Here is a 23,300-nt window from a genome sequence, read left to right as displayed (position 1 = left end):
AGCCCATGTGGACTTGGTGTTTTATTTATAAATTAAAGCTCACCTTGCTCCTCATCACCACGAACAACAAGGACATCGCATTTCGCATAGCGAATAATATGTTCAGAGACGCTACCAATTAGGAAACGTTCAACAGCATTTAAACCAGTTGCACCACACATAATTAAATCTACTTTATGATTTGGAGCAATTTCTTTTGAAATTTTAGATTTAGGGTTACCGAATTCTAATACAGTCTCAATTTTTTCAAGGCCAGCTTCAAGCGCAGTTTTTTTGTAGTCTTCTAATAAGTCTTCTGCAAATAGATTTGCTCGTTCAGCAATTGCACGGCTATAAGCTTCTACTGCTGAGTATGCTTTTACATCAACGATATGAGCAATTGTTAATGTTGCATTGTTGCGTTTTGCGACTTGAATTGCTTTTTTAAAGGCTTTTTCTGCTTCTTTAGAACCATCCACCGCGATTAAAATATTTGTATATGTATTATTCATAGTAAATTCCTCCCAATCATTTTTATTACCTTTTACAACTTTATTATAAAACAAATTTTGGTAATGTGCTTATCGGAAACGTTACAGAATTTTGAAAACTCTGTTTCAATTCATTTTAGTTGTAATTGGTGCGAGAACTTGTTACATATGAAGTATAGCAATTTAAAAGGAGGCATGTTTGTGAGACACGCGCTCATTACAGCCGGTACGAAAGGTTTAGGAAAGCAAGTAACAGAAAAGTTATTGGCTAAAGGTTATTCAGTAACAGTAACATATCATAGCGATATAACGGCTATGGAAAAGATGAAAGAAACATATAAAAATATGGAAGAGCGTCTACAATTCGTGCAAGCGGATGTCACGAAAAAAGAAGATTTACATAAAATAGTAGAAGAAGCGATAAGCCGTTTTGGCAAAATTGACTTTTTAATTAATAATGCTGGTCCATATGTATTTGAACGTAAAAAGTTAGTCGATTATGAAGAAGACGAATGGAATGAAATGATTCAGGGTAATTTAACAGCGGTGTTTCATTTGTTGAAACTTGTCGTTCCGGTTATGAGAAAACAGAACTTTGGCCGTATTATTAATTATGGATTCCAAGGGGCAGATAGTGCACCGGGATGGATTTATCGTTCAGCTTTTGCAGCAGCGAAAGTAGGACTTGTTTCATTAACGAAAACAGTTGCTTATGAAGAAGCTGAATATGGTATTACTGCAAATATGGTATGTCCTGGTGATATTATTGGTGATATGAAAGAAGCGACAATTCAAGAAGCACGTCAGTTGAAAGAACGTAACACACCAATTGGTAGATCTGGAACAGGTGAAGATATCGCAAGAACGATTGCGTTTTTATGTGAGGACGATTCCGATATGATTACTGGCACAATTATTGAAGTAACTGGTGCAGTAGATGTTATTCATAGACATCGATAGAGCAAAATAAAGTGAAGTTTCGAATAATTGGACAGTTTATCCTGTATGCAAGGAGATGCGGATAATACTGTCCTTTCATGTAAGATTAAATCTATCGGAAAACTTGTATTATTTTTTGTCAAATATTGAGATATTATGTTAGAATATAAGAGCGTAGAAAGCGCTTTAAAAAATGATTCAGGGGTCATTTCATAACTCAAGGGGGAACTAATCATGCGTATCGGTATTCCAACAGAAATTAAAAACAATGAAAACCGCGTGGCAATGACGCCAGCGGGAGCAGTACATTTAGTACAAAATGGTCATGAAGTTTTTGTTCAAAAAGGAGCAGGTTTAGGATCTGGCTTTACAGATGAAGAATACGTACAAGCTGGTGCAAAGCTTGTTGAAACTGCTGAAGAAGCATGGAATCAAGATATGGTTATGAAGGTAAAAGAGCCAGTTGCAAGTGAATACGGCTATTTCCGTGAAGGTTTAATTTTATTCACATACTTACATTTAGCTCCAGAACCAGAATTAACGAAAGCATTAATTGATAACAAAGTTGTATCAATTGCATACGAAACAGTACAATTAGACAATCGTTCACTGCCGTTACTTGCACCTATGAGTGAAGTAGCTGGTCGTATGTCTGCACAAATCGGTGCACAATTCCTTGAGAAAAACAAAGGTGGTAAAGGTATTTTACTTGCAGGCGTCCCAGGGGTAAAACGCGGCAAAGTAACAATTATCGGCGGTGGTCAAGCTGGTACAAACGCAGCGAAGATCGCAGTAGGTTTAGGTGCAGATGTAACAATCATCGACTTAAGTGCAGAACGTCTTCGTCAACTAGATGACATTTTCGGTAACCAAGTAAAAACATTAATGTCTAATCCATACAACATTGCAGAAGCTGTAAAAGAATCTGACCTTGTGATTGGTGCGGTATTAATTCCAGGTGCAAAAGCGCCAAAACTTGTAACAGAAGAAATGATTCAATCAATGGAACCAGGTTCTGTCGTTGTAGATATCGCGATTGACCAAGGTGGTATTTTCGAAACAACTGACCGTATTACAACTCATGACAACCCAACTTACGAAAAACATGGCGTTGTTCATTATGCAGTTGCTAATATGCCAGGTGCGGTTCCACGTACATCAACTCTTGCATTAACAAACGTAACAGTACCATATGCAGTACAAATTGCGAATAAAGGCTACAAAGATGCTTGCTTAGGTAACACTGCATTACTAAAAGGTATTAACACATTAGACGGATATGTAACATTCGAAGCAGTTGCAGAAGCGCACGGCTTACAATACGCTGATGCGAAAGAGCTTCTTGAAAAAGCTCCTGCTTTATCATAATAGAAACAAATTCAAGACCTTTCTTTATGGGGAGGGTCTTTTTTTATGGAGAAATAATATGTGAATAATTGTTATTTATTGATGTAAATCGATTTTTATTATGATAATTTAGAATTATATAACAAATAGAGGGGATTCAATGGGGAGCAAAAAGAGGAAGAGAAAGCAAGCTAAAAGACAAAAGTATATAAAGAAAAAACAGGAACAGAACATACCTCTTTCGAAAAAAATAGTCATTATGATAGAGAAAACATTTCGGTATATTTGTATGTTCTTGTATGTAATTTTTTGTGTGTTTTTATGTGGGATGGTTAAAAGTTTGGGGATAACCCCTAATGTTATTGAAGGTATTTTTGGCGTTATGCTTGTTATGGTAGAAGGAATCTTATTTTTTATATTATTTGATAAGGTTTGGCCTAGTCATGAAAGTAAAAAAGATAGAAAAAGAAGCAAAAAATCTTCATCCAATTCAAGCTCATCAAGCGGATTTGGTGACTACAGTAGCGACGATTGTAGCAGCTCAAGTGATGGTGGAGGAGATTGCGGAGGTGGTGGAGACTAAGTTAGTTTTTCAGAAGAACGACTAATGAAAGGGTGGAACGAAATATGGAAACTGTGAATTTGATAGAATTAACAAAGGACATTCAAGATCAACATAAAAACTTCGTCGTTTCAAATATAAATAGTCATTGCTTACGAATCGCTGTATTTACTGGCGAATATGATTGGCACTATCATTCTAATTCGGATGAATTATTCATTGTGCTAGAGGGAGAATTACTTATTGATTTTGAAGATGGAGAAACAGCGGTATTAAAGCCAAATGATTCTATCTTAATTCCAGCATGCAAGATTCATAGAACGAGAGCGTTAAAGAGAACGGTAAATCTTTGTTTTGAAAATATAGAGGCGGATACGATTAAAGTGGAGCGATTATGAAAAAATTATCTGTAGCCGAGTATAGAGAAATCCTTCCGATTTTAGAAAGTCTGACAAGAACAACGACGTTTGCTTATGCGGTATGTGATCAAATGATAGATGGTGAGATTTTTGTCAACGAGAAGTTAACAGCAGGACTAATTCGTACAGCTAACGGTATCTATTATTTATTTGGTGATACGGCTGATCACAATTATAACGAAGATTTATTTGCGTATTTAAAAATGGCTATTGAAAAAACAGAGAAGAGATTTACACTCTTCACTTCAAGTGGCGAGTGGGAAATGATGTTGGAAGAGCGTTGTAATAATACACTTCGGAACATGCCACGAATGAAATTCCAACGAGAAATTTCTGAAGAGAGAAAACAAGATGCAAACAAAAATACATATGAAGTGAAGCGTATTAATAAAAGCGATATAGAACGAAGCAATGAATTTACAGAGGTGTATTATAAAGAATATTGGGGATCAACTGGGGCATTTTTAAATAATGGCTTTGGGTTTTGTATAGAACAAGATGGGATGATTGTAGCTGAATGTGTTTCGATATTTAACGGGAATGGATTTGCTGAAATTGATATTGTGACGCATGAAGCATATCAAGGAAAAGGATTAGCACAAGCTGTTGCAACACGATTTATTGAACATTGCATGCAAAATGATATTACACCGTGCTGGGATTGTTATGTAGACAATATTCCTTCGCAAAAACTAGCTAGTAAATTAAGTTTTCATAATCCAATAGAATATAGATTGTTTGTACGTAAGAAAACGGGGGAATAAAAATGAATGTGGAATTAACGAGATTCAAAGTGAAACAAGGTAAAAGTCATCGTGTAGATGAATGGATGCAGCTTCTTAATGACAATATGAAAGAAGTGCTTTTGACATTAAACGACGAGAAAATGTATGTAGAGACAATTTTCCGGGAAATAAGAGATGGAGAAGAATACTTATATTGGTATTCTGTGCAAGGAGAAGGCGGGGCTCTTGTCGAAAATTCTCATCATGAAATTGATAAAAAGCACTTGGAATTTTGGTATGAGTGTATTGATGAAGAAGCACCATCTGTTGATATGAAAACAGAAGTCGTTATGATTCAAGATGTTGTGAAGGACGCGATGAAATAATAGAATAGTATTTTTGAGAGAAGCACATCAAGGTAGTTGTGCTTTTTATTTTGAAAAAAATTTGAAGAAAAGCTGTATTTAGATATCTTTAAGTGAAAATAACGGGGGATATTAAAAATATTTTAGGGAAAACTATAACGAGATGAAAAACTTTAAAGCAAAAGATTTACCCATATACGGTGTAGTTGTAGCAGGTAAAACAGAGAATTTACAAAGTTTACAAGGAGCACAATATATTAAGGCTGCTGTTAGAGGTGTAACAGTTGAGAAATATTAATTACAGTCTATTAATGTGAATAATCAGAAAATTTATGGTATACTATGTGAAAAGGAGGTTTATATGAGGCAAATACATGGAGCAATTTATATTTACATAACAATGTTTTTCGTGGCGATATCCTATGGATTAGGGCACGTGTATTCGCATCCTATACTAACTTTTTTAAGCGGAGCATGTATGGCGTTTGCGCTTCTTGTCCACCTTTTCTCAGTTTGGATCGTGAAATTTCAATTAAATATTAGTGAAATAGAAGAAGGCACTTTCTAAGTGGCCTTCTTTTTTTAATAATATTTTGGAAGTTCTTGTAGCAATTTTTCAATTTTGCATTCGGTTTCTTCACATATAGACAGTGTGCGTAGTCGGAAAAACAAACTACGTAAGAAAGATTTTATATTTCCGTATAGGTACTCGTACGATTCAGTATGTAATGTCTGTTTTTTGACGGGTAATTGAGCTACTAATTCATGAAGGGCTAATAGGAGTACCTCTTCTTTTAGACCATTTTGTAGCATTGCGACAATTGGATAAACGAGGCGTTCGTCTTCTTCATATTTGTAGTAAATAGAATGGACACAAACCTTGTTTAATAAAGTTTGTAATATTTCTTCGTAATATAAAGTTTCCAGTTTAGGACTACGAACAAGCGCTTCAAATGTATCAGAAGCGTGAGCGATACTATGTGCCCAGCCGCGGTCCTGCACATATCCACGGAAATCATGCTCGTTGTTCATATATAGAACTAATTGATCTTTTGCATATAAAAGATCAGCCTGTGATAAGAAATTATGATTTGTATCGGCATCAATAATGAGTGCAATTAATAATGTTGTAAAGGCGCGGGTAAATACAGCATCTTCGTCATCTGAATGAATCTTATACAATAAATATTTTTCACTAATGCTTTCTAATAATAATTTCTGTAAGTGTGTATGTGAAATGTAGTCCTTTTTGATGAGATGATAAAAAGTAGAGCAAATGAGTTTGTCTCTTAAATAGCTATCGGTAACACCGATTTTCTCAAGCATATTGGAACTTAAAGAATCCATGTTAATTGTGTTATCCATTATGTAATTATTATTACGAATTTCTTCTAACTGTTGTTGTAACATATAAACCCCCCTATTTTAGAAAATTCTGTATTTTAATAGTATAATAAGAGGAAGAAATAGACAATAAATAAATGCTTTTGAATGGAGGGGCATGATGAAGAGAACATTATTCTTTTTAGGGAGTTGTTCGATTTGGTATGTTACTTTTTCTAGCGAGAGCAAAAGTTGGACGGGACAATATAAGGGTCATATTAAGGACGACAGTGAAGATGGAGTGTTTACGTTTCAGTATAAGGGCGGAGATGGGGATACAGAATTTAAAAATTTAGAGATTGCTATTAATGGAGCTTTTAGCACAATGACACAAACGTCAGAAAATCATAAAGGAGCAAAGATTGAAATGAAGTCTTCTTGTGTAAGTTGTGCGCCTTTATCTAAAGATGAACCGATAGAGGTTGTGATTAAATGGGATGATAAGTATGAGGAGAAGATGGTGTTAAATTTGAAATAGACTAGAGTAAGGAGTTAAAAATGAATAGGCATATGAAAAGCTTTATGTTTCTAAGTGTATTTTTAATCATATTATCAGCGTGTACTACAAAACAAGTAGAGCAAGTAGCAGTAAAAAAAGTACCTGAAGAAGGATATGTCATAGTAAGAAATGATACGGTATTTTTCGTCAGTGATAAAACGTTTGAAACGAAAGTAGAGTTACAAAATTATATAGAACAACAAATGAATAAAGAGTATCCATCACATATAGTTCTGAGTTTTAAGGTTAAAGATGCATATAATAAACTAAAAACAGGGGATAAAATAAAAGTATGGTCTTCTCAAACACTTGAAAGTTATCCAGCAAAAATGATTGTAGAGAAATTTGAAATAGTAGAGAAATAAAAAAGGCAGCAAACAAGCTGCCTTTTTTATTATTTCACAAATTGTAATTCTTTCGGGAATTTCGTTAAAATTTCTGATCCGTCTTTTGTGATGTAAATATCATCTTCAATACGAACGCCACCTACGTTTGGTACGTAAATACCTGGCTCGATTGTGAAGACCATACCTTCTTTTAATGGAGACTCGTTACCAGCTTTTACATCTGGATATTCGTGTACGCTAATTCCAAGTCCGTGACCAAGGCGGTGCGGGAAGAAATCACCGTAACCTGCATCTGCGATAACAGAACGAGCAGCGTTGTCGATTGCGCCAAGTGTAACACCTGGTTTACATGCTTCAACTGCTTGTAGTTGTCCAGCAAGTACAGTGTTATAAATACGAGTTTGTTCTTCAGAAATATCACCGAATGCTACTGTACGTGTAATGTCAGAGCAATAACCATCAATGATTACGCCTAAATCAAATAGTACGAAATCGCCGCGTTTCATTTTGTTTGCACCTGGAATACCGTGTGGAAGAGCAGAGTTTGCACCTGCTAATACCATCGTATCAAATGACATTTTATGTATACCTTTTGTTTTTAATTCGTGTTCGATAATTGCTAATACTTCTAGCTCGCTACGATCTTCTTTAATTGCATTTACACCAACTTCAACAGCATAGTCCGCCATTTTAGCTGCTTCGCGTAAAATAGAAAGTTCTTTTTCATCTTTAATTAAACGAAGTTCACGAACTTTTTCTTCAGCTGATTTGAAAGAGGCATTTGGGAATAGTGTTGTTAATTCTTCGTAGCGCTCTACGTTTAAATGTTCTTTTTCAATCGCAACCGCGTTTGCATTGATGCCGCGGTCTTTAATTGCTTTTGCAATCATATCCCATGGTCTGTCAGTATCAGTAAATCCGATAATCTCATGTGCCCAGCCAGCGTTACGTGCTTGGCCTTCTTCCATTTTAGGGCAAATTAAAATAGGCTCTTTTTCTTGGAATACAAACATACCAAGAAGTCTTTCGTGTGGTTCACAGTGGAAGTTTGTCATGTAGAAGACGTTCGGTGTAGAAGTTAAGAACGCAGCTTCTACGTTTTTTTCTTTTAGCCATTGCATTAAATTTTCTAATCTAGCATTCATCGATTGGCACCCCCGAAATATTTAATTACAAATATAACTTTACATCGTAGGAAAGCGTTATGACAAGTAAATCGATGTTAGAAAAGACAGGGAATTGAAAAATCATGTAGAATAAAAAGTGAGAATGTGAATAGAGGAGGAATGTAATAATGAAAGTATCTTATCATGGGCATTCAGTTGTAAAGATTGAAACGAATGGAAAAGTGATCTTAATTGATCCGTTTTTAACGGGAAATCCGAAAACAGATTTAAAGGCTGAAGATGTGAAAGTAGATGCGATTCTTTTATCGCATGGACATGGCGATCATGTTGGAGATACAGTAGAGCTTGCGAAGAAAAATAATGCAGTTGTTGTGGCACCATTTGAACTAGCGACATTTTTAAGTTGGCAAGGTGTAAATACACATCCGATGCATATTGGTGGTTCCCATGAATTTGACTTCGGAAAAGTGAAGTTTACACAAGCATTCCACGGTTCTAGTTATATTGATGAAGAAAATAAGACGATTACATATACAGGTATGCCAGCAGGTATTTTATTTACAGCAGAAGAGAAAACTGTGTACCATGCAGGAGATACTGCTCTATTCTCTGATATGAAATTAATTGGGGAATTAAATAACATTGATGTAGCATTTTTACCAATTGGTGATAACTTCACAATGGGGCCAGAAGATGCTGTTTTAGCAGCAAAATGGATTCAGGCGAAAACAGTTGTGCCGATGCATTACAATACGTTCCCGGTAATTGAACAAGATCCATATCAATTTGTAGAAAAGCTACAAAATTGTACAGGGAAAGTATTAGAAGCTGGAGAAAGTATTACACTATAGAAAAGAAACCCTTCATTTGAAAAAGACAAGTGAAGGGTTTTTTACGTGTGTAGGATAGCTTTTAAGGGTTGTACTTGTTTTGATGATTCTTTTCTTTTCGGAAGTGGCTGTTCAGGTGTTTCATTTAATTCCATTGCAACTTTTTTCCCGTCTACGAAAGCTAAAAATACAGCACCTACAACTTCTAATAATTTTTTCATCATGTATTCGCTCCTTTGTTTCATTTCTTGTCTTCATTGTATATGGAAGTGGTTGGACAAACTATCGAACGAGATGACAATACCATTACATTGTTGTAATGGAAGAAGCAGTGTAATGTAAGGCGTATTTTGTTATAAAAAAAATAGTACAGATATACAAAGAGAGAGTGTAACAGTTTTGAAAATATAGTATACTGAAAATACAACACATGAAGAATTTAGGGAAAAGAAAGTATGGTGAAACCATTTGGCTACCAAGCATAACCAAATTTTAGAACATATTAATAGCCTGCCAGTAGGCCATAAAATTTCTGTAAGGCAAATTGCGAAAGATTTGAGCGTAAGTGAAGGGACAGCTTACCGTGCAATTAAAGATGCAGAAAATAAAGGATATGTTAGTACGATTGAACGTGTCGGAACAATTCGAATTGAACAAAAGAAGAAAGAAAATATTGAAAAACTGACATACGCAGAAGTCGTTAACATTGTCGATGGTCAAGTACTTGGGGGCAGAGAAGGACTACATAAAACGTTAAATAAATTCGTAATCGGAGCAATGAAATTAGAAGCGATGATGCGCTATACAGAAGCAGGAAACTTACTGATTATCGGTAACCGTACGAACGCACATCAATTAGCGCTAGAAGCCGGAGCTGCGGTGTTAATTACGGGCGGATTTGATACGGAAGATCATGTGAAGAAATTAGCAGATGAATTAAAACTGCCGATTATTTCAAGTGGTTACGATACATTTACAGTTGCAACGTTAATTAACCGTGCGATTTACGATCAGCTTATTAAGAAAGAAATTGTACTCGTTGAAGATATTTTAACGCCAATTGAAGAGACACTATATTTAAAACCAAATGATACAGTGCAACAATGGCATGCGTATAACGAAGAGACGATGCACGGAAGGTATCCGATTGTTGATGAGAATAAAAAGGTATTAGGTATTGTAACTTCAAAAGATATGATTGGTGTTGCGAAAGAAACACCGATTGATAAAGTAATGACAAAGCATCCAATTACGGTAAATGGAAAAATGTCTGTCGCAGCTGCGGCCCGTATGATGGTGTGGGAAGGTATTGAGTTACTTCCTGTTGTTGATGAAGGAAATAAACTGCAAGGTATTATTAGCCGTCAAGATGTACTTCAGGCGTTGCAAATGATTCAGCGTCAACCACAAGTCGGTGAAACAATTGATGATATTGTTACGAATCAATTCATGACGCCGAAAGAAGCGAAAAATGAACATTTATATCAATTTTCAGTGACGCCACAAATGACGAATTCAATTGGAACGTTATCTTACGGTGTATTTGCAACGATTGTGACGGAAGCAACGAATCGCGTTATTCGTGCGCAAAAGAAGAGTGATTTAATTGTTGAGAACTTAACAATTTATTTCGTAAAACCAGTTCAAATTGACAATGTTGTATCGGTTCATCCGAAAGTATTAGAAATTGGACGTAAATTTGGTAAAGTTGATGTAGAAGTACATCATGAGGGTAATGTTGTTGGAAAAGCACTACTTATGGTGCAGTTAATTGATAAATAAAAAGATGGAGCAAGCCGCTTTGGTTTGTTCCATTTTTTTTAGAACGCTATAGTAGGGACTTTTAAAATTTAGTTAGCAACTGAATCTATCACGCCTTTCGAGAGGACTCCCGCCTCTAAACGTAAGTGAAGGTGGTGGGGTGAATCGAAAGAAATATTTTATTTTCAAGAAAAAAACAGGAAACGTACGTTCTCTTTTTGCTATAATATCCTTAACAAGGAGGTGAATAAAATGACAAAGAAAAATCCATCAAGCTATAAAACTCTTCAAATTTGGATTAAAAAAGGGCATCGTATGTATTCTTATTTTCAAGAATCTTGTCATAACGCTAAGAATATGTACAACACCACAAACTTTTATATACGCCAGGTGTACACTGGATTAACACAAGAAAAAGAGTTGCAGCCTTTGCAAAAAGAAGTTCTGGACAATATTCATAAAAATATTGGTAAGATGAATGACACACAACGTCTTGCCTATCAGAAGAAATTGGAAAAAGAGAAATTAAAGCCTAAAGAAGAACAGAAAGAGATTACATGTAATTTGTTTTCAGAACCTAATTTTGAAAAACCTTATGTAGATTACAACTTTCTAGATGCACTATTTAAGGCTATGATTCAAAATGATTATCGAGCTTTGCCTACGCAATGTAGCCAGTCAATCATGAAAGGTTTGTTCCAAAATTGGAAATCTTTTTTTGCTAGTTTAAAAGACTATAAAAAGAATCCAAACAAATATGCTGGAACGCCTAGGATTCCAAAGTATATTCGTTCTTCTGAAAAAGAGATTCTGTATACAAATCAAGATTGTATCATTAAAAACGGTAGATTTTTAAAGTTTCCAAAGACGAAATTACAATTAAATATTGGGAAACTAGGTTTCACTGAAGGTAAACTGAAACAAGTTCGTGTTATTCCAAAATACAATGAATATGTAGTGGAATTGGTAATTGATGTTCCTTCTGAACAACAAATGATTGAAGAGAATGCTCGTTATATGAGTATTGATTTAGGGATTGATAACCTTGCAACCATCGTAACAAACACAGGTATGAAACCTGTCCTTGTTAAGGGCAAACATGTCAAAAGCATAAATCAATATTACAACAAAATGAAGAGTCATTTTACAAGCATTCTTAGAAATGGAAAACAAACGAATGAAGGACCCTTTACTTCTAAAAGGATACAAAAACTTCATCAAAAACGTTACTTGAAAATAAAAGACGTCTTCCATAAAGTTAGTCACCATATCGTAAAACTAGCTCAAGAAGAAGAAGTTTGTAAAGTCGTTATTGGTCAAAACAAAAGTTGGAAACAAGAAACGCATATGGGAAAAAGAAATAACCAATCGTTTTGTCATATCCCACATAATTTACTGATTCAAATGATTACATACAAAGCAAATGCTGTAGGCATTCAAGTTGTTGTAATTGAAGAATCATATACATCGAAAGCAAGTTTTCTGGATAACGACTTCATTCCAACGTATGGAGAAAATGACCAAAATACAACTTTTTCAGGAAAACGAATAAAGCGCGGCATATATCGTTCAGCAAATAAAACTTTAATTAATGCAGATGTAAATGCTGCGGCTAACATTTTACGAAAAGTAATCCCAAATGCATGGACAAATGGGATAGAGGGGTTAGGCGTGAAAAAGCTCGCTAATGTGTTAACTCCCCTGACGTTAATCGTCCGTTAGGTCGAAACGTTAGAAACCCCCACTTCAAGCTTCGCTAAGTGGGGGAGTGTTCATCACGTTCTGTTTCATATTTATAAGATAGGGACACGCAATCACTTGAAGATGCTTGAACAATAATTGTGGAGGTGTCGCATGGGAGTAATAGTTCTCTTTTTGGGGGTAGTATTTGCAATAACTTTTCATGTGTTAACACATAGAAGAATGGATGCAAATAAAAAGAAATTGTATGTGGTAAGTTTGGTTTTTGCTATTATTTGTTCCGTTATTCCTATAATTGGAGAAAAGAAGAGTGATTTTCTGTACTTTGGTATACCAGCAGAAAATTTCATTTATTATGGTGGATGGGAAATTTCTTTTAATCCATTAGGCTTTTTTGTTAATTTTATTTTGTTTTATTTGGTTTTGAAATTATTATTTAAGCTACGCAAGAGTTCAGGTAGAGAAGTGAAAAAATAGAAGGATATGTATTTCGGAAGCATCTATTCGACTTGGGACTGCCTCAAGAATCTTCTATATGGCAGGGAAAATTCCATTAAGACTTGATATTGAACCTATTAAAAAGAATCCTGGGAATTTTATTCGCCGATATATTCGGTATGTGGAAGAGGAATTATGTGGAGAGACAATCGCTTGATGAAAAAACAGAATATTAATTCATTTAGATTCTAGACTATGTTATAATTGAATTGTAAGAAAATGGATTTCTGGAAGGTGGTATGCATTATGTCATCAACAGTACTCTTTTTTGGTAGTATCGCACTATTTTACTTTCTTGTGATGATACCGATTCAATATTTATACTTACAAGGTTTGCATGAAAAAAAGAAAAAAACAGGATTATCTCAGCGAGAGCTATATGAAAAAATGTCTTTTGGGGAAGAACAATTACACCTTCATGTGCAAGGCAACCCATTCAATATCCCTTCTGCTTTTGTTGCATATATGATTTTAAAAGTTAGAGGACGTAAAAAAGCATCACAATATTGATGCTTTTTTATGTTGCTTCATAAGATTCAGCCTCTTCAACTGCCAATGGTAAGAAATGTTTATATTGGCGAAATCCATTAAATACACTTGCACTACCAAATAGAACAAATAAAATACCAACGATAATACGAGCGGTTGAAAGTTCTAAAAAGAATTGGTTTATCCCGAAGAATAAGACGAATGAACCGAGTGCCATTGCGGATTTTCCAGAGAGCCAACCTTTCTCCATTGGGCGGTTTGTACGAAAGTATTTTGTTTTGTAGAAGAGATACAACATAAATGAGACGATAATAAAGAAGACTAATACTGGCATAATGCACACTCCCATCGTTTTATGAAAAATAATAGTGGAGAAAAATGAAATATCTAAACTTTCTAACTTTTATTATAAAGCAATTGTTCGCATGTATGAAATACTTTCCGTTATAATGAAAGATAAAGTGAAGAAGATGAGTAAAAAGGAGATTATACATATGCATGAGCAAATTTTAAGAGCCATTAAAGAGTTTGATACAATTATTATTCACCGTCATGTGCGTCCAGATCCAGATGCGTTAGGTTCACAGGGCGGTCTTGGTACAATTCTACAAGAATCGTTTCCAGAGAAAAATATTTATACGGTTGGGTATAATGAACCGTCCCTAGCATATTTACGAGTAATGGATGATATTGAGGATAGTGTATATGAAAATGCACTTGTTATCGTATGTGATACTGCGAACCAAGAACGTGTTGATGATCAACGCTATGCAAAAGGGAAGATGTTAATTAAAATTGACCATCATCCGAATGAAGATCCATACGGAGATATTACGTGGGTAGATACGACAGCAAGTTCTACAAGTGAAATGATTTATGAGTTTTATACGTATGGAAAAGATAAAGGATTACGGATAACAAAAGAAGCAGCTCGTCTTATTTTAGCGGGTATTGTTGGGGATACAGGTCGTTTCTTATTCCCGAATACAACAGCGAAAACACTTCGTTACGTGAGTGAGCTTGTTGATATGGATGTGAAATTCACAGATTTATACAACGAAATGTATAAGACGAAAGAAAAGATTGCTCGTTTAAACGGCTATATTTTACAAAACTTTACGATGGTAGAAGAAGGAGCAGCTTACATTAAATTAACGAAAGAAGTATTAGAAAAGTTTGATGTACTTCCTTCTGAGGCATCAGGCGTTGTTGGAGCACTTGGTAATATTGATGGATTAAAGGCGTGGGTTCTATTTTTAGAGGAAGACGATGTGATTCGTGTTCGTCTTCGCTCAAAAGGACCAGTAATAAATAAATTAGCAATGCAATATAATGGCGGAGGGCATCCGATGGCTTCTGGTGCAAAAGCATCTTCTTGGGAAGAAGCGGATCGTCTTTTTGCTGATTTACGTGAGCTGTGTAGATAAGAGATTATATAGTAGAACAAAAAGAAGGAGCGGCGCTAAAGCCCTCCTTCTTTATTTTTCTTTCTCTATCGTAATACTAATTTCAAGCACTGTATCAAAAGATATCGTATCGACTTTGAAACGGTATAGCCGATCGTAATGTTTGTACGTTTTGTTTTCAATTACCTTTTTGAGTAGGTCTTTATTTTTGGCTATACTTTGAATGTTTTTCGTTAAAAGATGTTGGAGGTCATTATGGATAGATGTGGTCATATTTTCAAGTGTAAGGTTGTCTAAATCGTATTTTTCTCGATTTATAAGTTTTATTTTAATCTCTTGAATGGTTAAGAGCCGTTTATTTTCAGTATTCAATTTTTCTTGATCTTCGAGAAGGACGTGGAGCTTTGCTTCTTGTTTTTCTATAATTTCTCTTTGTTCTGCTATTTTACTAGCTTGTTCTTCTTGAAAAACACCGTATATGTACAAAAAGATAAACCAGCTCAACACGCCTCCAACAGCAGCACCAGCTAAAACTAAATACCATCTTTTTGCTGTATTGGCACTTGGTACTCTCATACATGTTCCTGCGTTAGCCATTTAATAATAATAAGACCCGTTTGCATACCACCCGTTGCGAAAAAAATAAGGAGAATTTGTTTTACGATATCTTTCATATCTCCGCCAAAGAAACTTCTTTCAAAGCTATAAAAAGTATCAAATGTTCCGCCAATCGCTGCAACGAGTGCCCAAATTCTTAAATTTTGGGCGAATTGATTAATGTAAGTTAGAGTTGGTTTTCCGATAAGAAATGCACCAAATCCACCAATTAATGAACCACCAAGTATAACCCCAAAGGCAATAAAGTAACTAATAATAAGCAGAGAGAAAAAAGTATGTTCTCTTACATCCATCGTCATTCCCCTTTCTTCTTCATATATATGGACAAAGTGTAAGAAGTATGTTTTGATTTCCGCTTTCCTCTTCACCTATAATAAAAGTAGTCAAATAGGTAAAGAGAGGGTACAACAGTGAAGTTTGTGCATTTACAATGTCAAACCGTTTTTAGTTTATTAAAAAGTGCTTGTAAAATTGATGAGCTTGTAGTCAGGGCGAAAGAGCTTGGTTTTTCATCACTTGCTATTACGGATGAAAATGTTATGTATGGCGTTATTCCGTTTTATAAAGCGTGTAAGAAATATGGCATACATCCTATCATCGGCTTAACAGCTTCTATTTTTAGTGAAGAAGAAGAAAAATCTTATCCGCTTGTTTTACTTGCGGAAAATGAAATCGGGTATCAAAATTTATTAAAGATTTCTAGTAGCATTATGACGAAGTCAAAAGAAGGTATTCCGAAAAAGTGGCTTGCCCATTATGCGAAAGGATTAATTGCCATTTCACCAGGTAAAGATGGGGAAATTGAACAATTATTATTAGAAGACAAAGAGAGTCAGGCTGAAGAAGTAGCTCGTGCATATCAAAATATGTTCGGCAATTTTTATATGAGTTTACAGCATCATGCAATTCAAGATGAACTGCTTCTGCAAGAGAAATTACCTGAATTTATGAGTAGGATACATGTTCCAGTCGTTGCAACAAACGATGTACGCTACATCAATCAAAGTGACGCACTTGTTCATGAATGCTTATTATCTGTTGAAAGTGGAACGAAAATGACGGATCCAGATAGGCCGAGGCTGAAAACAGATCAATATTATTTAAAATCATCAGATGAAATGGAAGCACTATTTTCTCACGTAGAAGAAGCGATTTATAACACAGTAGCAATTGCAGAACGTTGCAAAGTAGAAATACCGTTTCATGTAAATCAATTACCGAAATTCCCTGTTCCAGCTAATGAGACGAATGATATGTATTTACGCCGCGTTTGTGAAGAAGGATTGCAGAAACGTTATGGTACGCCGAAAGAAGTACATATAAAGCGTTTGAATCATGAATTAAACGTGATTTCTAGTATGGGGTTTAGTGATTATTTCCTTATTGTTTGGGATTTTATGAAGTACGCGCATGAAAATCATATTTTAACAGGACCAGGCCGTGGGTCCGCGGCTGGCTCACTCGTTTCTTACGTATTAGAAATTACAGATATTGATCCAATTGAATACGATCTATTATTTGAAAGATTTTTAAACCCTGAACGTGTGACGCTTCCAGATATTGATATTGATTTTCCGGATATAAGACGCGATGAGATGATTCGATATGTGAAAGATAAATATGGTCAGCTTCGTGTTGCTCAAATTGTAACGTTCGGAACATTGGCAGCGAAAGCAGCAATTAGAGATATTGCGCGTGTAATGGGGCTTCCACCGCGAGATATTGACATATTCTCAAAACTTATCCCATCAAAGCTCGGTATAACGTTAAAAGATGCATATGAGGAATCGCAATCACTCCGTGAGTTTATACAAGGAAACCTTCTGCATGAGCGTGTGTTTGAAATTGCAAAGCGTGTAGAAGGCTTACCGCGCCATACGTCTATTCATGCAGCTGGCGTTATTATGAGCCAAGAGCCGTTAACCGGAAGTGTTGCAATTCAAGAAGGGCATAACGATGTGTATGTTACGCAATACCCAGCTGATGTATTAGAAGAGCTTGGTTTGCTCAAGATGGACTTTTTAGGATTACGTAATTTAACGTTACTCGAAAATATTATAAAGTTTATCGTGAAAAAGACGGGGACACAAATCGATATAAGAAATTTACCACTTCAAGATGAAAAGACGTTTCAATTGTTAGGTAAAGGGGATACAACAGGTGTATTCCAGCTTGAATCAGGTGGTATGCGAAATGTACTTCGCGGGTTAAAACCGAATGAATTTGAAGATATTGTCGCTGTTAACTCGTTATATAGACCAGGACCGATGGAACAAATTCCGACCTTTATTGAATCAAAGCACGGAAAAAGAAAAATTGAATATTTACATCCGGACTTAAAGCCAATTCTAGAAAGAACATACGGTGTAATTGTATACCAAGAACAAATTATGCAAATTGCGTCAAAGTTAGCGGGATTCTCGCTTGGAGAAGCAGATTTATTACGCCGTGCAGTGAGTAAAAAAAATCGTGATATTTTGGATCAGGAACGTAAGCATTTTGTACAAGGTTGTTTACAAAATGGTTATGACGAGACATCTGCTGAGAAAATTTACGATTTAATTGTAAGATTTGCGAATTACGGTTTTAACCGAAGTCACGCAGTAGCCTACAGTATGATTGGATATCAGCTTGCCTACTTAAAAGCGAATTATACGCTGGAATTTATGACGGCACTATTATCGAGTGCAATTGGAAATGAAGATAAGATTGTGCAGTATATACGAGAAACGAAGCGAAAAGGTTTTCATGTTTTGCCGCCATCTCTTCAGAAAAGTGGTTATAATTTCCAAATAGAAGGCAATGCAATACGTTACAGTCTACTTTCCATTCGAAACATCGGAATGGCTACAGTGACAGCATTACTCGAAGAACGAGAGAAAAAAATGTTTGAAGATTTATTTGAATTTTGTCTTCGCATGCCATCAAAATTTGTGACAGAGCGAAATTTAGAGGCGTTTGTCTGGTCTGGATGTTTTGACGATTTTGGTGTTTCGAGAACGAATTTGTGGAAAAGTCTTAAAGGGGCGGTAGAATACGCAAATCTTGCACGTGATTTAGGAGATGCTGTTCCAAAATCAAAATACGTACAAGGAGAAGAGCTTTCTTTTATTGAACAGTTAAATAAAGAAAAGGAAGCACTAGGTTTTTATTTATCGAGCTATCCGACAGCGCAGTATGTGAAGTTAGCGAAAGAATTAGAAATTCCATCTCTCGCTCAGGCGATGCGGCATAAGAAAAAGGTACAAAGAGCTATCGTGTATATAACAAGCGTAAGAGTGATTCGTACGAAAAAGTTGCAGAAGATGGCGTTTATTACCTTTTGTGATCAAAATGATGAAATGGAAGCAGTTCTTTTCCCCGAGACGTATATACATTTCTCAGATAGGTTACAAGAAGGAGCAATTGTTTTAGTTGATGGCATGATTGAGCTTAGAAATCATAAGTTGCAATGGATAGTAAATGGGCTATATCCGTTAGAAGAAATGGATGTGTATGAAGAAAAGAAAGACGCATCAGTTTACGTGAAATTGCCGTCTCAATATGAAAAAAAGCTGTTAAATCAGGTTACTAAAATATTGTTTGACTATTCGGGTTTTGCGAAAGTACTAATTTATTATGAAAAGGAACATAAAATGGTACAATTATCTCGGAGTTTATCGATCCATCCAAGTGAAGAATGTTTAGGAGCACTTCGTGAAATTGTCGGGGAAGAAAATGTAGTTGTGAAAATATAATGGACAATTTCCCTACACTTCGATTATTATAGTAGTAGTGTTCGTGGTCAGACCACTTGGAGAAATTGATATCAGCAAGAATAATTTGAGGAGAGTGGATAGTTTGTCAACACTTCGTGAAGAAGCACTTCACATGCATAAAGTGCATCAAGGAAAATTAGAAACTGTATCAAAAGTAAAAGTAGAAAATGCAAAAGATTTAAGTCTTGCATATTCTCCAGGGGTTGCAGAACCTTGTAAGGAAATTTATGACGATAAAAGTAAGGTATATGAATATACGATGAAGGGAAATATGGTAGCAGTTGTGACTGATGGAACGGCTGTACTTGGTCTTGGTAACATTGGACCTGAAGCATCTCTTCCAGTAATGGAAGGTAAAGCTGTATTGTTCAAGAGCTTTGCTGGTGTAGATGCATTCCCAATTGCCTTAAATACAAACGATGTAGATAAAATTGTTGAAACTGTAAAATTAATGGAGCCAACTTTTGGCGGCGTTAACTTAGAGGATATCGCAGCACCAAACTGCTTCATTATTGAAGAACGTTTGAAAAAAGAAACAAATATTCCTATCTTCCATGATGATCAACACGGAACAGCTATCGTAACAGTAGCAGGTCTTGTGAACGCGCTAAAACTAGTTGGAAAGAAAATGTCTGACATTAAAGTTGTCGCAAATGGCGCAGGTGCAGCAGGTATTGCAATTATTAAACTTTTATATCGCTATGGTGTACGCGACATTATTATGTGTGACCGTAAAGGGGCAATCTATGAAGGTCGTCCTACAGGTATGAATCCGGTGAAGGATGAAGTTGCAAAATATACAAATAAGAATCGTATCGAAGGTTCTTTAGCTGATGTTGTACAAGGTGCGGACGTATTCATTGGTGTATCTGCAGAAGGTGCATTAACAGAAGAAATGGTTCGTACAATGAATGACGATGCAATTATTTTTGCAATGGCGAATCCAGTTCCAGAAATTATGCCAGAATTGGCAAAAGCAGCGGGCGCAGCTGTTGTTGGAACAGGTCGTTCTGACTTCGCAAACCAAGTAAATAATGTACTAGCGTTCCCTGGTATTTTCCGCGGTGCACTTGACGTACATGCGACACAAATTAACGAAGAAATGAAGATGGCAGCTGTACAAGCTATTGCTGAGCTTGTAGCAGAAGATGAGTTAAATGCAGACTATATCATTCCGGCACCGTTTGACGCGCGTGTAGCGCCTCAAGTAGCAGCTTACGTTGCGAAAGCTGCAATGGAGACAGGAGTAGCTCGCCGTCAGGTAGATCCAAATGAAGTTGCTGAGAAAACAAAACAATTAGCGCTGATTGGTAAAGAATAAGCGAGGAATTTCCATTGACATCATCAAATACAAAAGTATATCTCGAAATTGTAAAGAAAATCCGTTCCATTATGGAAGAAGATGGATTGGTAGCGGGAGATCGTTTGCCGTCTGAGCGTGAGTTAAGTTCACGTTTAAATGTAGGGCGTTCTTCTGTAAGAGAGGCATTGCGTGCTTTAGAACTAGTAGGATTAATTGAAACGAGACGTGGTGAAGGGACGTTTATTCGAAACTTTTACGATAACGGTCTTGTACAATTAATTGCTCCGTTCTTGCTGCAAGATGAGAAAACAATTCGTGATTTATTACAAACGAAACGATTGCTTGAGAAAGATATGATTCGAATTGTATGTAATTTACCGAAAGAAACGTTTTCTAAAGTGCTAAGCAAATTACATCAAGTGCTTGAAGAAAATGAAAACTCAATTCCTATGCTTCATCAAACGTTCTTTAAAACACTTATTGAACAAGTCGATAATTATTTACTATATCGCATTTGGATGATCGTAAATGATTACGTAGCAACTCTTTCTTGTAAAGTTTCAGGAGATTCTATCGATATGTATAGAAAGCTTTACGCTACTTTGGAAGAAAAACAAGAAAATGATGCACTAAAAATTTACGATGAATTAGTAGAGAATATACAGTTTCACTCGTAATGTATAAAATTTGTCGAAATGACCATGACACGTTATGACAAACATTCTATCGCGTAGCGGTTAAAGTTAAACGTAAAGAGTGAGGTTATTAGACAGATTGAGAAGATAAGGCTAACATCAAACTTTGGTGTTAGCCCAATTTTCTTCTTACGCTAACCTTAGCTCTCAACGAAGGGGGTCAAATTGTGCTAAGAGATTTATTCGTGAAAAAGAAAAAGTACGCTGCAATACCTTCAGAACAAGTACGAAAAGACGTACCAGATGGCGTTATGACAAAATGTCCGAAATGTAAAAAAATCATGTATACGAAAGAGCTTCTAAAAAATTTAAAAGTATGTGTGAATTGTGGATATCATCATCCTATGAATGCATGGGAACGTCTTGATAGTATATTGGACGAGGGGTCATTCCGTGAGTATGACAAAGAAATGGTTTCGTTAAATCCACTCGAGTTTCCAGGGTATGAAGAGAAACTAGAGAGCGATCGTAAGAAGACTGAATTAAACGAAGCGGTTGTAACTGGTGAAGGAACAATTGATGACATGCTTGTTGTTGTTGCAGTAATGGATTCTCGTTTTCGAATGGGGAGCATGGGCTCTGTTGTAGGAGAAAAAATTGCCCGTGCGGTTGAAAAGGCATACGACTTACAAGTTCCATTTATTATCTTTACTGCTTCGGGTGGTGCCCGTATGCAAGAAGGGATATTAAGTTTAATGCAAATGGCAAAAACAAGCGTAGCTTTGAAAAAGCATAGTAATGCAGGAGGATTATTTATTTCTGTTATGACTCATCCGACGACGGGCGGGGTTTCAGCGAGTTTCGCTTCACTTGGTGATTATAATCTTGCAGAACCAGGGGCACTGATCGGATTTGCTGGTAGACGTGTAATTGAACAAACCGTGCGTGAGAAACTACCGGAAGATTTCCAAACGGCAGAATTCTTATTAGAACATGGTCAATTAGATGCGGTGGTACATCGTGATGATATGAGAGAATCGCTTCGCAAGATTTTGGAAGTTCATCAAGGAGGGGGAATGGCTGTATGGCAGAGCTAGAATTTGAGAAACCAGTTGTTGAGCTAAGAAATAAGATTCGTGAACTGAAAGACTATACGAAAAACAGCCAGATGGACTTCAGTGAGGAGATTCGTATTTTGGAAGAAAAGCTAGAAAATTTAGAGGAAGATATATACGGCAATATGAAAGTATGGGACCGTGTTCAAATTGCTCGTCATGCGGAACGACCGACAACGCTCGATTATATTGAGCACTTATTTACTGATTTTTTTGAATGTCATGGAGATCGTCTATTTGGCGATGATGCAGCGATTGTCGGCGGCATTGCGAAGTATAAAGGGATGCCTGTAACTGTAATTGGGCATCAACGCGGAAAAGATACAAAAGAAAATATTCGCCGTAATTTTGGAATGCCTCATCCAGAAGGATATCGAAAAGCATTACGTTTAATGAAGCAGGCGGAGAAGTTTAATCGTCCCATTATTTGCTTTATTGATACGAAAGGAGCTTATCCTGGTAAAGCTGCTGAAGAACGTGGTCAAAGTGAAGCTATCGCCCGCAATTTATTTGAAATGGCAGGATTAACAGTACCTGTTATTTGTATCGTTATCGGCGAAGGTGGTAGTGGTGGCGCGCTAGGTCTTGGAGTAGGGGATTACATTCATATGCTAGAAAATTCCACTTATTCTGTTATTACACCAGAGGGTGCAGCGGCAATTCTTTGGAAAGATGCAGGAAAAGCGAAGGAAGCTGCAGAAGCGATGAAAATTACAGCAGCAGATTTGAAAGAATTAGGTGTAATCGATGAAATTATTCCAGAGACAAAAGGTGGAGCGCACCGTAATATTTTGAAACAGTCAGAAAATATAGATTTAATGCTTGGAAAAACTTTTGAACAATTAAACGGAATTTCGAAAGATGAATTAATCGAAAAACGTTATGAAAAATATATGAAAATTGGGCAAGTTTCGTTTTCAAACGCTTCCATTTGGATAAAATAAGAAAAGCGTGCGTTCCACTTCGCGAATGCACGTTTTTATTATGAAAAGACACATCTTCT

The 23,300-nt window shown here is 36.1% G+C and carries 27 protein-coding genes and 2 pseudogenes; 22 read left to right on the top strand and 7 right to left on the bottom strand.

What is annotated here, in order from left to right; all coding sequences use genetic code 11:
* Positions 1-32 precede the first annotated feature (32 nt).
* A complete protein-coding gene (locus ACZ76X_RS24805; protein WP_001066673.1) occupies positions 33-491 on the bottom strand; it encodes a universal stress protein in 459 nt (152 codons plus the stop codon).
* Positions 492-638: 147 nt separating this feature from the next.
* Here ACZ76X_RS24805 and ACZ76X_RS24800 point away from each other — a divergent pair, with 147 nt between their 5' ends.
* The 8 genes and pseudogenes from ACZ76X_RS24800 to ACZ76X_RS24765 all read left to right on the top strand — a co-directional run bounded on the left by ACZ76X_RS24800 (position 639) and on the right by ACZ76X_RS24765 (position 5,395).
* Positions 639-1,430 (top strand): SDR family oxidoreductase, encoded by a 792-nt coding sequence (locus ACZ76X_RS24800; protein ID WP_479851990.1) that lies wholly within the window; start codon positions 639-641, stop codon positions 1,428-1,430.
* Positions 1,431-1,643: 213 nt separating this feature from the next.
* Complete coding sequence (ald, locus tag ACZ76X_RS24795) at positions 1,644-2,777, top strand: alanine dehydrogenase (protein ID WP_001219405.1); 1,134 nt, start codon at positions 1,644-1,646, stop codon at positions 2,775-2,777.
* 139 nt (positions 2,778-2,916) lie between these two features.
* The gene (locus ACZ76X_RS24790) at positions 2,917-3,339 is read left to right on the top strand and encodes a hypothetical protein (RefSeq protein WP_479851989.1); all 423 of its coding nucleotides are present in this window, start codon (positions 2,917-2,919) and stop codon (positions 3,337-3,339) included.
* A 44-nt stretch (positions 3,340-3,383) separates the two neighbouring features.
* Entirely contained in the window at positions 3,384-3,716 is a 333-nt protein-coding gene (locus ACZ76X_RS24785) for a cupin domain-containing protein (RefSeq protein WP_479851988.1), read from the top strand.
* Complete coding sequence (locus tag ACZ76X_RS24780) at positions 3,713-4,501, top strand: GNAT family N-acetyltransferase (RefSeq protein WP_479851987.1); 789 nt, start codon at positions 3,713-3,715, stop codon at positions 4,499-4,501. The genes ACZ76X_RS24785 and ACZ76X_RS24780 overlap by 4 nt, the downstream gene beginning before the upstream one ends.
* Before the next feature lie 2 nt (positions 4,502-4,503).
* Entirely contained in the window at positions 4,504-4,848 is a 345-nt protein-coding gene (locus ACZ76X_RS24775) for a DUF6176 family protein (RefSeq protein ID WP_078417770.1), read from the top strand.
* Positions 4,849-4,933: 85 nt separating this feature from the next.
* Positions 4,934-5,125: pseudogene (locus ACZ76X_RS24770) on the top strand (anti sigma factor C-terminal domain-containing protein); the annotation flags it as partial.
* 63 nt (positions 5,126-5,188) lie between these two features.
* A complete protein-coding gene (locus ACZ76X_RS24765; RefSeq protein ID WP_001248905.1) occupies positions 5,189-5,395 on the top strand; it encodes a hypothetical protein in 207 nt (68 codons plus the stop codon).
* 14 nt (positions 5,396-5,409) lie between these two features.
* Here the strand turns inward: ACZ76X_RS24765 and ACZ76X_RS24760 are convergent, their stop codons facing one another.
* On the bottom strand, positions 5,410-6,237 hold the full coding sequence (locus ACZ76X_RS24760) for a DUF2785 domain-containing protein (protein WP_479851986.1): 828 nt from the start codon (positions 6,235-6,237) through the stop codon (positions 5,410-5,412).
* A 91-nt stretch (positions 6,238-6,328) separates the two neighbouring features.
* Between ACZ76X_RS24760 and ACZ76X_RS24755 the strand changes: the two genes are divergently transcribed.
* Both ACZ76X_RS24755 and ACZ76X_RS24750 read left to right on the top strand, forming a co-directional pair.
* Positions 6,329-6,688: a hypothetical protein gene (locus tag ACZ76X_RS24755; RefSeq protein WP_479851985.1), complete on the top strand. Its 360-nt coding sequence runs from the start codon at positions 6,329-6,331 to the stop codon at positions 6,686-6,688.
* A 20-nt stretch (positions 6,689-6,708) separates the two neighbouring features.
* Positions 6,709-7,074, top strand: coding sequence for a DUF3221 domain-containing protein (locus ACZ76X_RS24750; RefSeq protein ID WP_479851984.1), 366 nt, complete (start codon positions 6,709-6,711; stop codon positions 7,072-7,074).
* 29 nt (positions 7,075-7,103) lie between these two features.
* Here the strand turns inward: ACZ76X_RS24750 and pepQ are convergent, their stop codons facing one another.
* Positions 7,104-8,201, bottom strand: a complete 1,098-nt coding sequence (gene pepQ, locus ACZ76X_RS24745; RefSeq protein ID WP_479851983.1) for a Xaa-Pro dipeptidase — start codon at positions 8,199-8,201, stop codon at positions 7,104-7,106.
* 149 nt (positions 8,202-8,350) lie between these two features.
* On the opposite strand from pepQ, the gene ACZ76X_RS24740 reads away from it, so the two are divergent.
* A complete protein-coding gene (locus ACZ76X_RS24740) occupies positions 8,351-9,034 on the top strand; it encodes a metal-dependent hydrolase (protein ID WP_097832120.1) in 684 nt (227 codons plus the stop codon).
* A 41-nt stretch (positions 9,035-9,075) separates the two neighbouring features.
* Here the strand turns inward: ACZ76X_RS24740 and ACZ76X_RS24735 are convergent, their stop codons facing one another.
* A complete protein-coding gene (locus ACZ76X_RS24735) occupies positions 9,076-9,237 on the bottom strand; it encodes a hypothetical protein (RefSeq protein ID WP_000976300.1) in 162 nt (53 codons plus the stop codon).
* A gap of 244 nt (positions 9,238-9,481) precedes the next feature.
* Between ACZ76X_RS24735 and ACZ76X_RS24730 the strand changes: the two genes are divergently transcribed.
* The 5 genes and pseudogenes from ACZ76X_RS24730 to ACZ76X_RS24710 all read left to right on the top strand — a co-directional run bounded on the left by ACZ76X_RS24730 (position 9,482) and on the right by ACZ76X_RS24710 (position 13,483).
* Positions 9,482-10,795 (top strand): DRTGG domain-containing protein, encoded by a 1,314-nt coding sequence (locus ACZ76X_RS24730; protein ID WP_479851982.1) that lies wholly within the window; start codon positions 9,482-9,484, stop codon positions 10,793-10,795.
* A 231-nt stretch (positions 10,796-11,026) separates the two neighbouring features.
* Positions 11,027-12,496 (top strand): RNA-guided endonuclease InsQ/TnpB family protein, encoded by a 1,470-nt coding sequence (locus ACZ76X_RS24725; protein ID WP_479851981.1) that lies wholly within the window; start codon positions 11,027-11,029, stop codon positions 12,494-12,496.
* 132 nt (positions 12,497-12,628) lie between these two features.
* Positions 12,629-12,952, top strand: coding sequence for a hypothetical protein (locus tag ACZ76X_RS24720; RefSeq protein ID WP_479851980.1), 324 nt, complete (start codon positions 12,629-12,631; stop codon positions 12,950-12,952).
* A 10-nt stretch (positions 12,953-12,962) separates the two neighbouring features.
* Positions 12,963-13,130 (top strand): annotated as a pseudogene (locus ACZ76X_RS24715) (phosphotransferase enzyme family protein); the annotation flags it as partial.
* Between the two features lie 89 nt (positions 13,131-13,219).
* Positions 13,220-13,483, top strand: coding sequence for a DUF3949 domain-containing protein (locus ACZ76X_RS24710; protein WP_140392564.1), 264 nt, complete (start codon positions 13,220-13,222; stop codon positions 13,481-13,483).
* Between the two features lie 7 nt (positions 13,484-13,490).
* Here the strand turns inward: ACZ76X_RS24710 and ACZ76X_RS24705 are convergent, their stop codons facing one another.
* The gene (locus tag ACZ76X_RS24705; protein ID WP_479851979.1) at positions 13,491-13,796 is read right to left on the bottom strand and encodes a YtpI family protein; all 306 of its coding nucleotides are present in this window, start codon (positions 13,794-13,796) and stop codon (positions 13,491-13,493) included.
* 160 nt (positions 13,797-13,956) lie between these two features.
* Here ACZ76X_RS24705 and ACZ76X_RS24700 point away from each other — a divergent pair, with 160 nt between their 5' ends.
* Positions 13,957-14,889 carry a DHH family phosphoesterase gene (locus ACZ76X_RS24700; RefSeq protein WP_479851978.1) on the top strand — a complete coding sequence of 311 codons (933 nt, stop codon included), beginning with the start codon at positions 13,957-13,959 and terminating at the stop codon, positions 14,887-14,889.
* Between the two features lie 51 nt (positions 14,890-14,940).
* Here the strand turns inward: ACZ76X_RS24700 and ytrI are convergent, their stop codons facing one another.
* Positions 14,941-15,444, bottom strand: a complete 504-nt coding sequence (ytrI, locus tag ACZ76X_RS24695; protein WP_001265736.1) for a sporulation membrane protein YtrI — start codon at positions 15,442-15,444, stop codon at positions 14,941-14,943.
* The gene (locus tag ACZ76X_RS24690; protein WP_479851977.1) at positions 15,441-15,854 is read right to left on the bottom strand and encodes a YtrH family sporulation protein; all 414 of its coding nucleotides are present in this window, start codon (positions 15,852-15,854) and stop codon (positions 15,441-15,443) included. The genes ytrI and ACZ76X_RS24690 overlap by 4 nt, the downstream gene beginning before the upstream one ends.
* Positions 15,855-15,896: 42 nt before the next feature.
* On the opposite strand from ACZ76X_RS24690, the gene dnaE reads away from it, so the two are divergent.
* The 5 genes from dnaE (at position 15,897) to accA (ending at position 23,241) form a co-directional block, all read left to right on the top strand.
* Positions 15,897-19,223 carry a DNA polymerase III subunit alpha gene (dnaE, locus tag ACZ76X_RS24685; RefSeq protein ID WP_479851976.1) on the top strand — a complete coding sequence of 1,109 codons (3,327 nt, stop codon included), beginning with the start codon at positions 15,897-15,899 and terminating at the stop codon, positions 19,221-19,223.
* Between the two features lie 133 nt (positions 19,224-19,356).
* Entirely contained in the window at positions 19,357-20,565 is a 1,209-nt protein-coding gene (gene ystJ / locus ACZ76X_RS24680) for an NADP-dependent malic enzyme (protein WP_011199012.1), read from the top strand.
* A gap of 14 nt (positions 20,566-20,579) precedes the next feature.
* On the top strand, positions 20,580-21,224 hold the full coding sequence (locus ACZ76X_RS24675) for a FadR/GntR family transcriptional regulator (protein WP_098668045.1): 645 nt from the start codon (positions 20,580-20,582) through the stop codon (positions 21,222-21,224).
* Between the two features lie 185 nt (positions 21,225-21,409).
* A complete protein-coding gene (accD, locus tag ACZ76X_RS24670) occupies positions 21,410-22,279 on the top strand; it encodes an acetyl-CoA carboxylase, carboxyltransferase subunit beta (RefSeq protein ID WP_098668046.1) in 870 nt (289 codons plus the stop codon).
* Positions 22,267-23,241, top strand: coding sequence for an acetyl-CoA carboxylase carboxyl transferase subunit alpha (accA, locus tag ACZ76X_RS24665; protein WP_479851975.1), 975 nt, complete (start codon positions 22,267-22,269; stop codon positions 23,239-23,241). Before accD ends, accA begins: the two co-directional genes overlap by 13 nt.
* The last annotated feature ends 59 nt before the right edge of the window (positions 23,242-23,300 follow it).

Source organism: Bacillus sp. BC05(2025) (genome assembly GCF_056725905.1).
Note: the sequence above shows the minus strand (reverse complement) of the source record. Positions and strands in the feature narration are given on the sequence as shown.

Excerpts from the sequence above, each read along its gene's own strand:
- ACZ76X_RS24705 (WP_479851979.1), bottom strand. The coding sequence starts at position 13,796 with ATGCCAGTATTAGTCTTCTTTATTATCGTCTCATTTATGTTGTATCTC.
- ACZ76X_RS24775 (WP_078417770.1), top strand. The coding sequence starts at position 4,504 with ATGAATGTGGAATTAACGAGATTCAAAGTGAAACAAGGTAAAAGTCAT.
- accA (WP_479851975.1), top strand. The coding sequence starts at position 22,267 with ATGGCAGAGCTAGAATTTGAGAAACCAGTTGTTGAGCTAAGAAATAAG.
- ystJ (WP_011199012.1), top strand. The coding sequence starts at position 19,357 with ATGCATAAAGTGCATCAAGGAAAATTAGAAACTGTATCAAAAGTAAAA.
- ACZ76X_RS24785 (WP_479851988.1), top strand. The coding sequence starts at position 3,384 with ATGGAAACTGTGAATTTGATAGAATTAACAAAGGACATTCAAGATCAA.
- ACZ76X_RS24780 (WP_479851987.1), top strand. The coding sequence starts at position 3,713 with ATGAAAAAATTATCTGTAGCCGAGTATAGAGAAATCCTTCCGATTTTA.
- ACZ76X_RS24800 (WP_479851990.1), top strand. The coding sequence starts at position 639 with ATGAAGTATAGCAATTTAAAAGGAGGCATGTTTGTGAGACACGCGCTC.
- pepQ (WP_479851983.1), bottom strand. The coding sequence starts at position 8,201 with ATGAATGCTAGATTAGAAAATTTAATGCAATGGCTAAAAGAAAAAAAC.
- ACZ76X_RS24765 (WP_001248905.1), top strand. The coding sequence starts at position 5,189 with ATGAGGCAAATACATGGAGCAATTTATATTTACATAACAATGTTTTTC.
- ACZ76X_RS24755 (WP_479851985.1), top strand. The coding sequence starts at position 6,329 with ATGATGAAGAGAACATTATTCTTTTTAGGGAGTTGTTCGATTTGGTAT.
- ACZ76X_RS24725 (WP_479851981.1), top strand. The coding sequence starts at position 11,027 with ATGACAAAGAAAAATCCATCAAGCTATAAAACTCTTCAAATTTGGATT.
- ACZ76X_RS24760 (WP_479851986.1), bottom strand. The coding sequence starts at position 6,237 with ATGTTACAACAACAGTTAGAAGAAATTCGTAATAATAATTACATAATG.
- ACZ76X_RS24710 (WP_140392564.1), top strand. The coding sequence starts at position 13,220 with ATGTCATCAACAGTACTCTTTTTTGGTAGTATCGCACTATTTTACTTT.
- ACZ76X_RS24790 (WP_479851989.1), top strand. The coding sequence starts at position 2,917 with ATGGGGAGCAAAAAGAGGAAGAGAAAGCAAGCTAAAAGACAAAAGTAT.
- ytrI (WP_001265736.1), bottom strand. The coding sequence starts at position 15,444 with ATGAGAGTACCAAGTGCCAATACAGCAAAAAGATGGTATTTAGTTTTA.
- ACZ76X_RS24720 (WP_479851980.1), top strand. The coding sequence starts at position 12,629 with ATGGGAGTAATAGTTCTCTTTTTGGGGGTAGTATTTGCAATAACTTTT.
- ACZ76X_RS24740 (WP_097832120.1), top strand. The coding sequence starts at position 8,351 with ATGAAAGTATCTTATCATGGGCATTCAGTTGTAAAGATTGAAACGAAT.
- ACZ76X_RS24805 (WP_001066673.1), bottom strand. The coding sequence starts at position 491 with ATGAATAATACATATACAAATATTTTAATCGCGGTGGATGGTTCTAAA.
- ald (WP_001219405.1), top strand. The coding sequence starts at position 1,644 with ATGCGTATCGGTATTCCAACAGAAATTAAAAACAATGAAAACCGCGTG.
- ACZ76X_RS24700 (WP_479851978.1), top strand. The coding sequence starts at position 13,957 with ATGCATGAGCAAATTTTAAGAGCCATTAAAGAGTTTGATACAATTATT.
- ACZ76X_RS24735 (WP_000976300.1), bottom strand. The coding sequence starts at position 9,237 with ATGATGAAAAAATTATTAGAAGTTGTAGGTGCTGTATTTTTAGCTTTC.
- ACZ76X_RS24750 (WP_479851984.1), top strand. The coding sequence starts at position 6,709 with ATGAATAGGCATATGAAAAGCTTTATGTTTCTAAGTGTATTTTTAATC.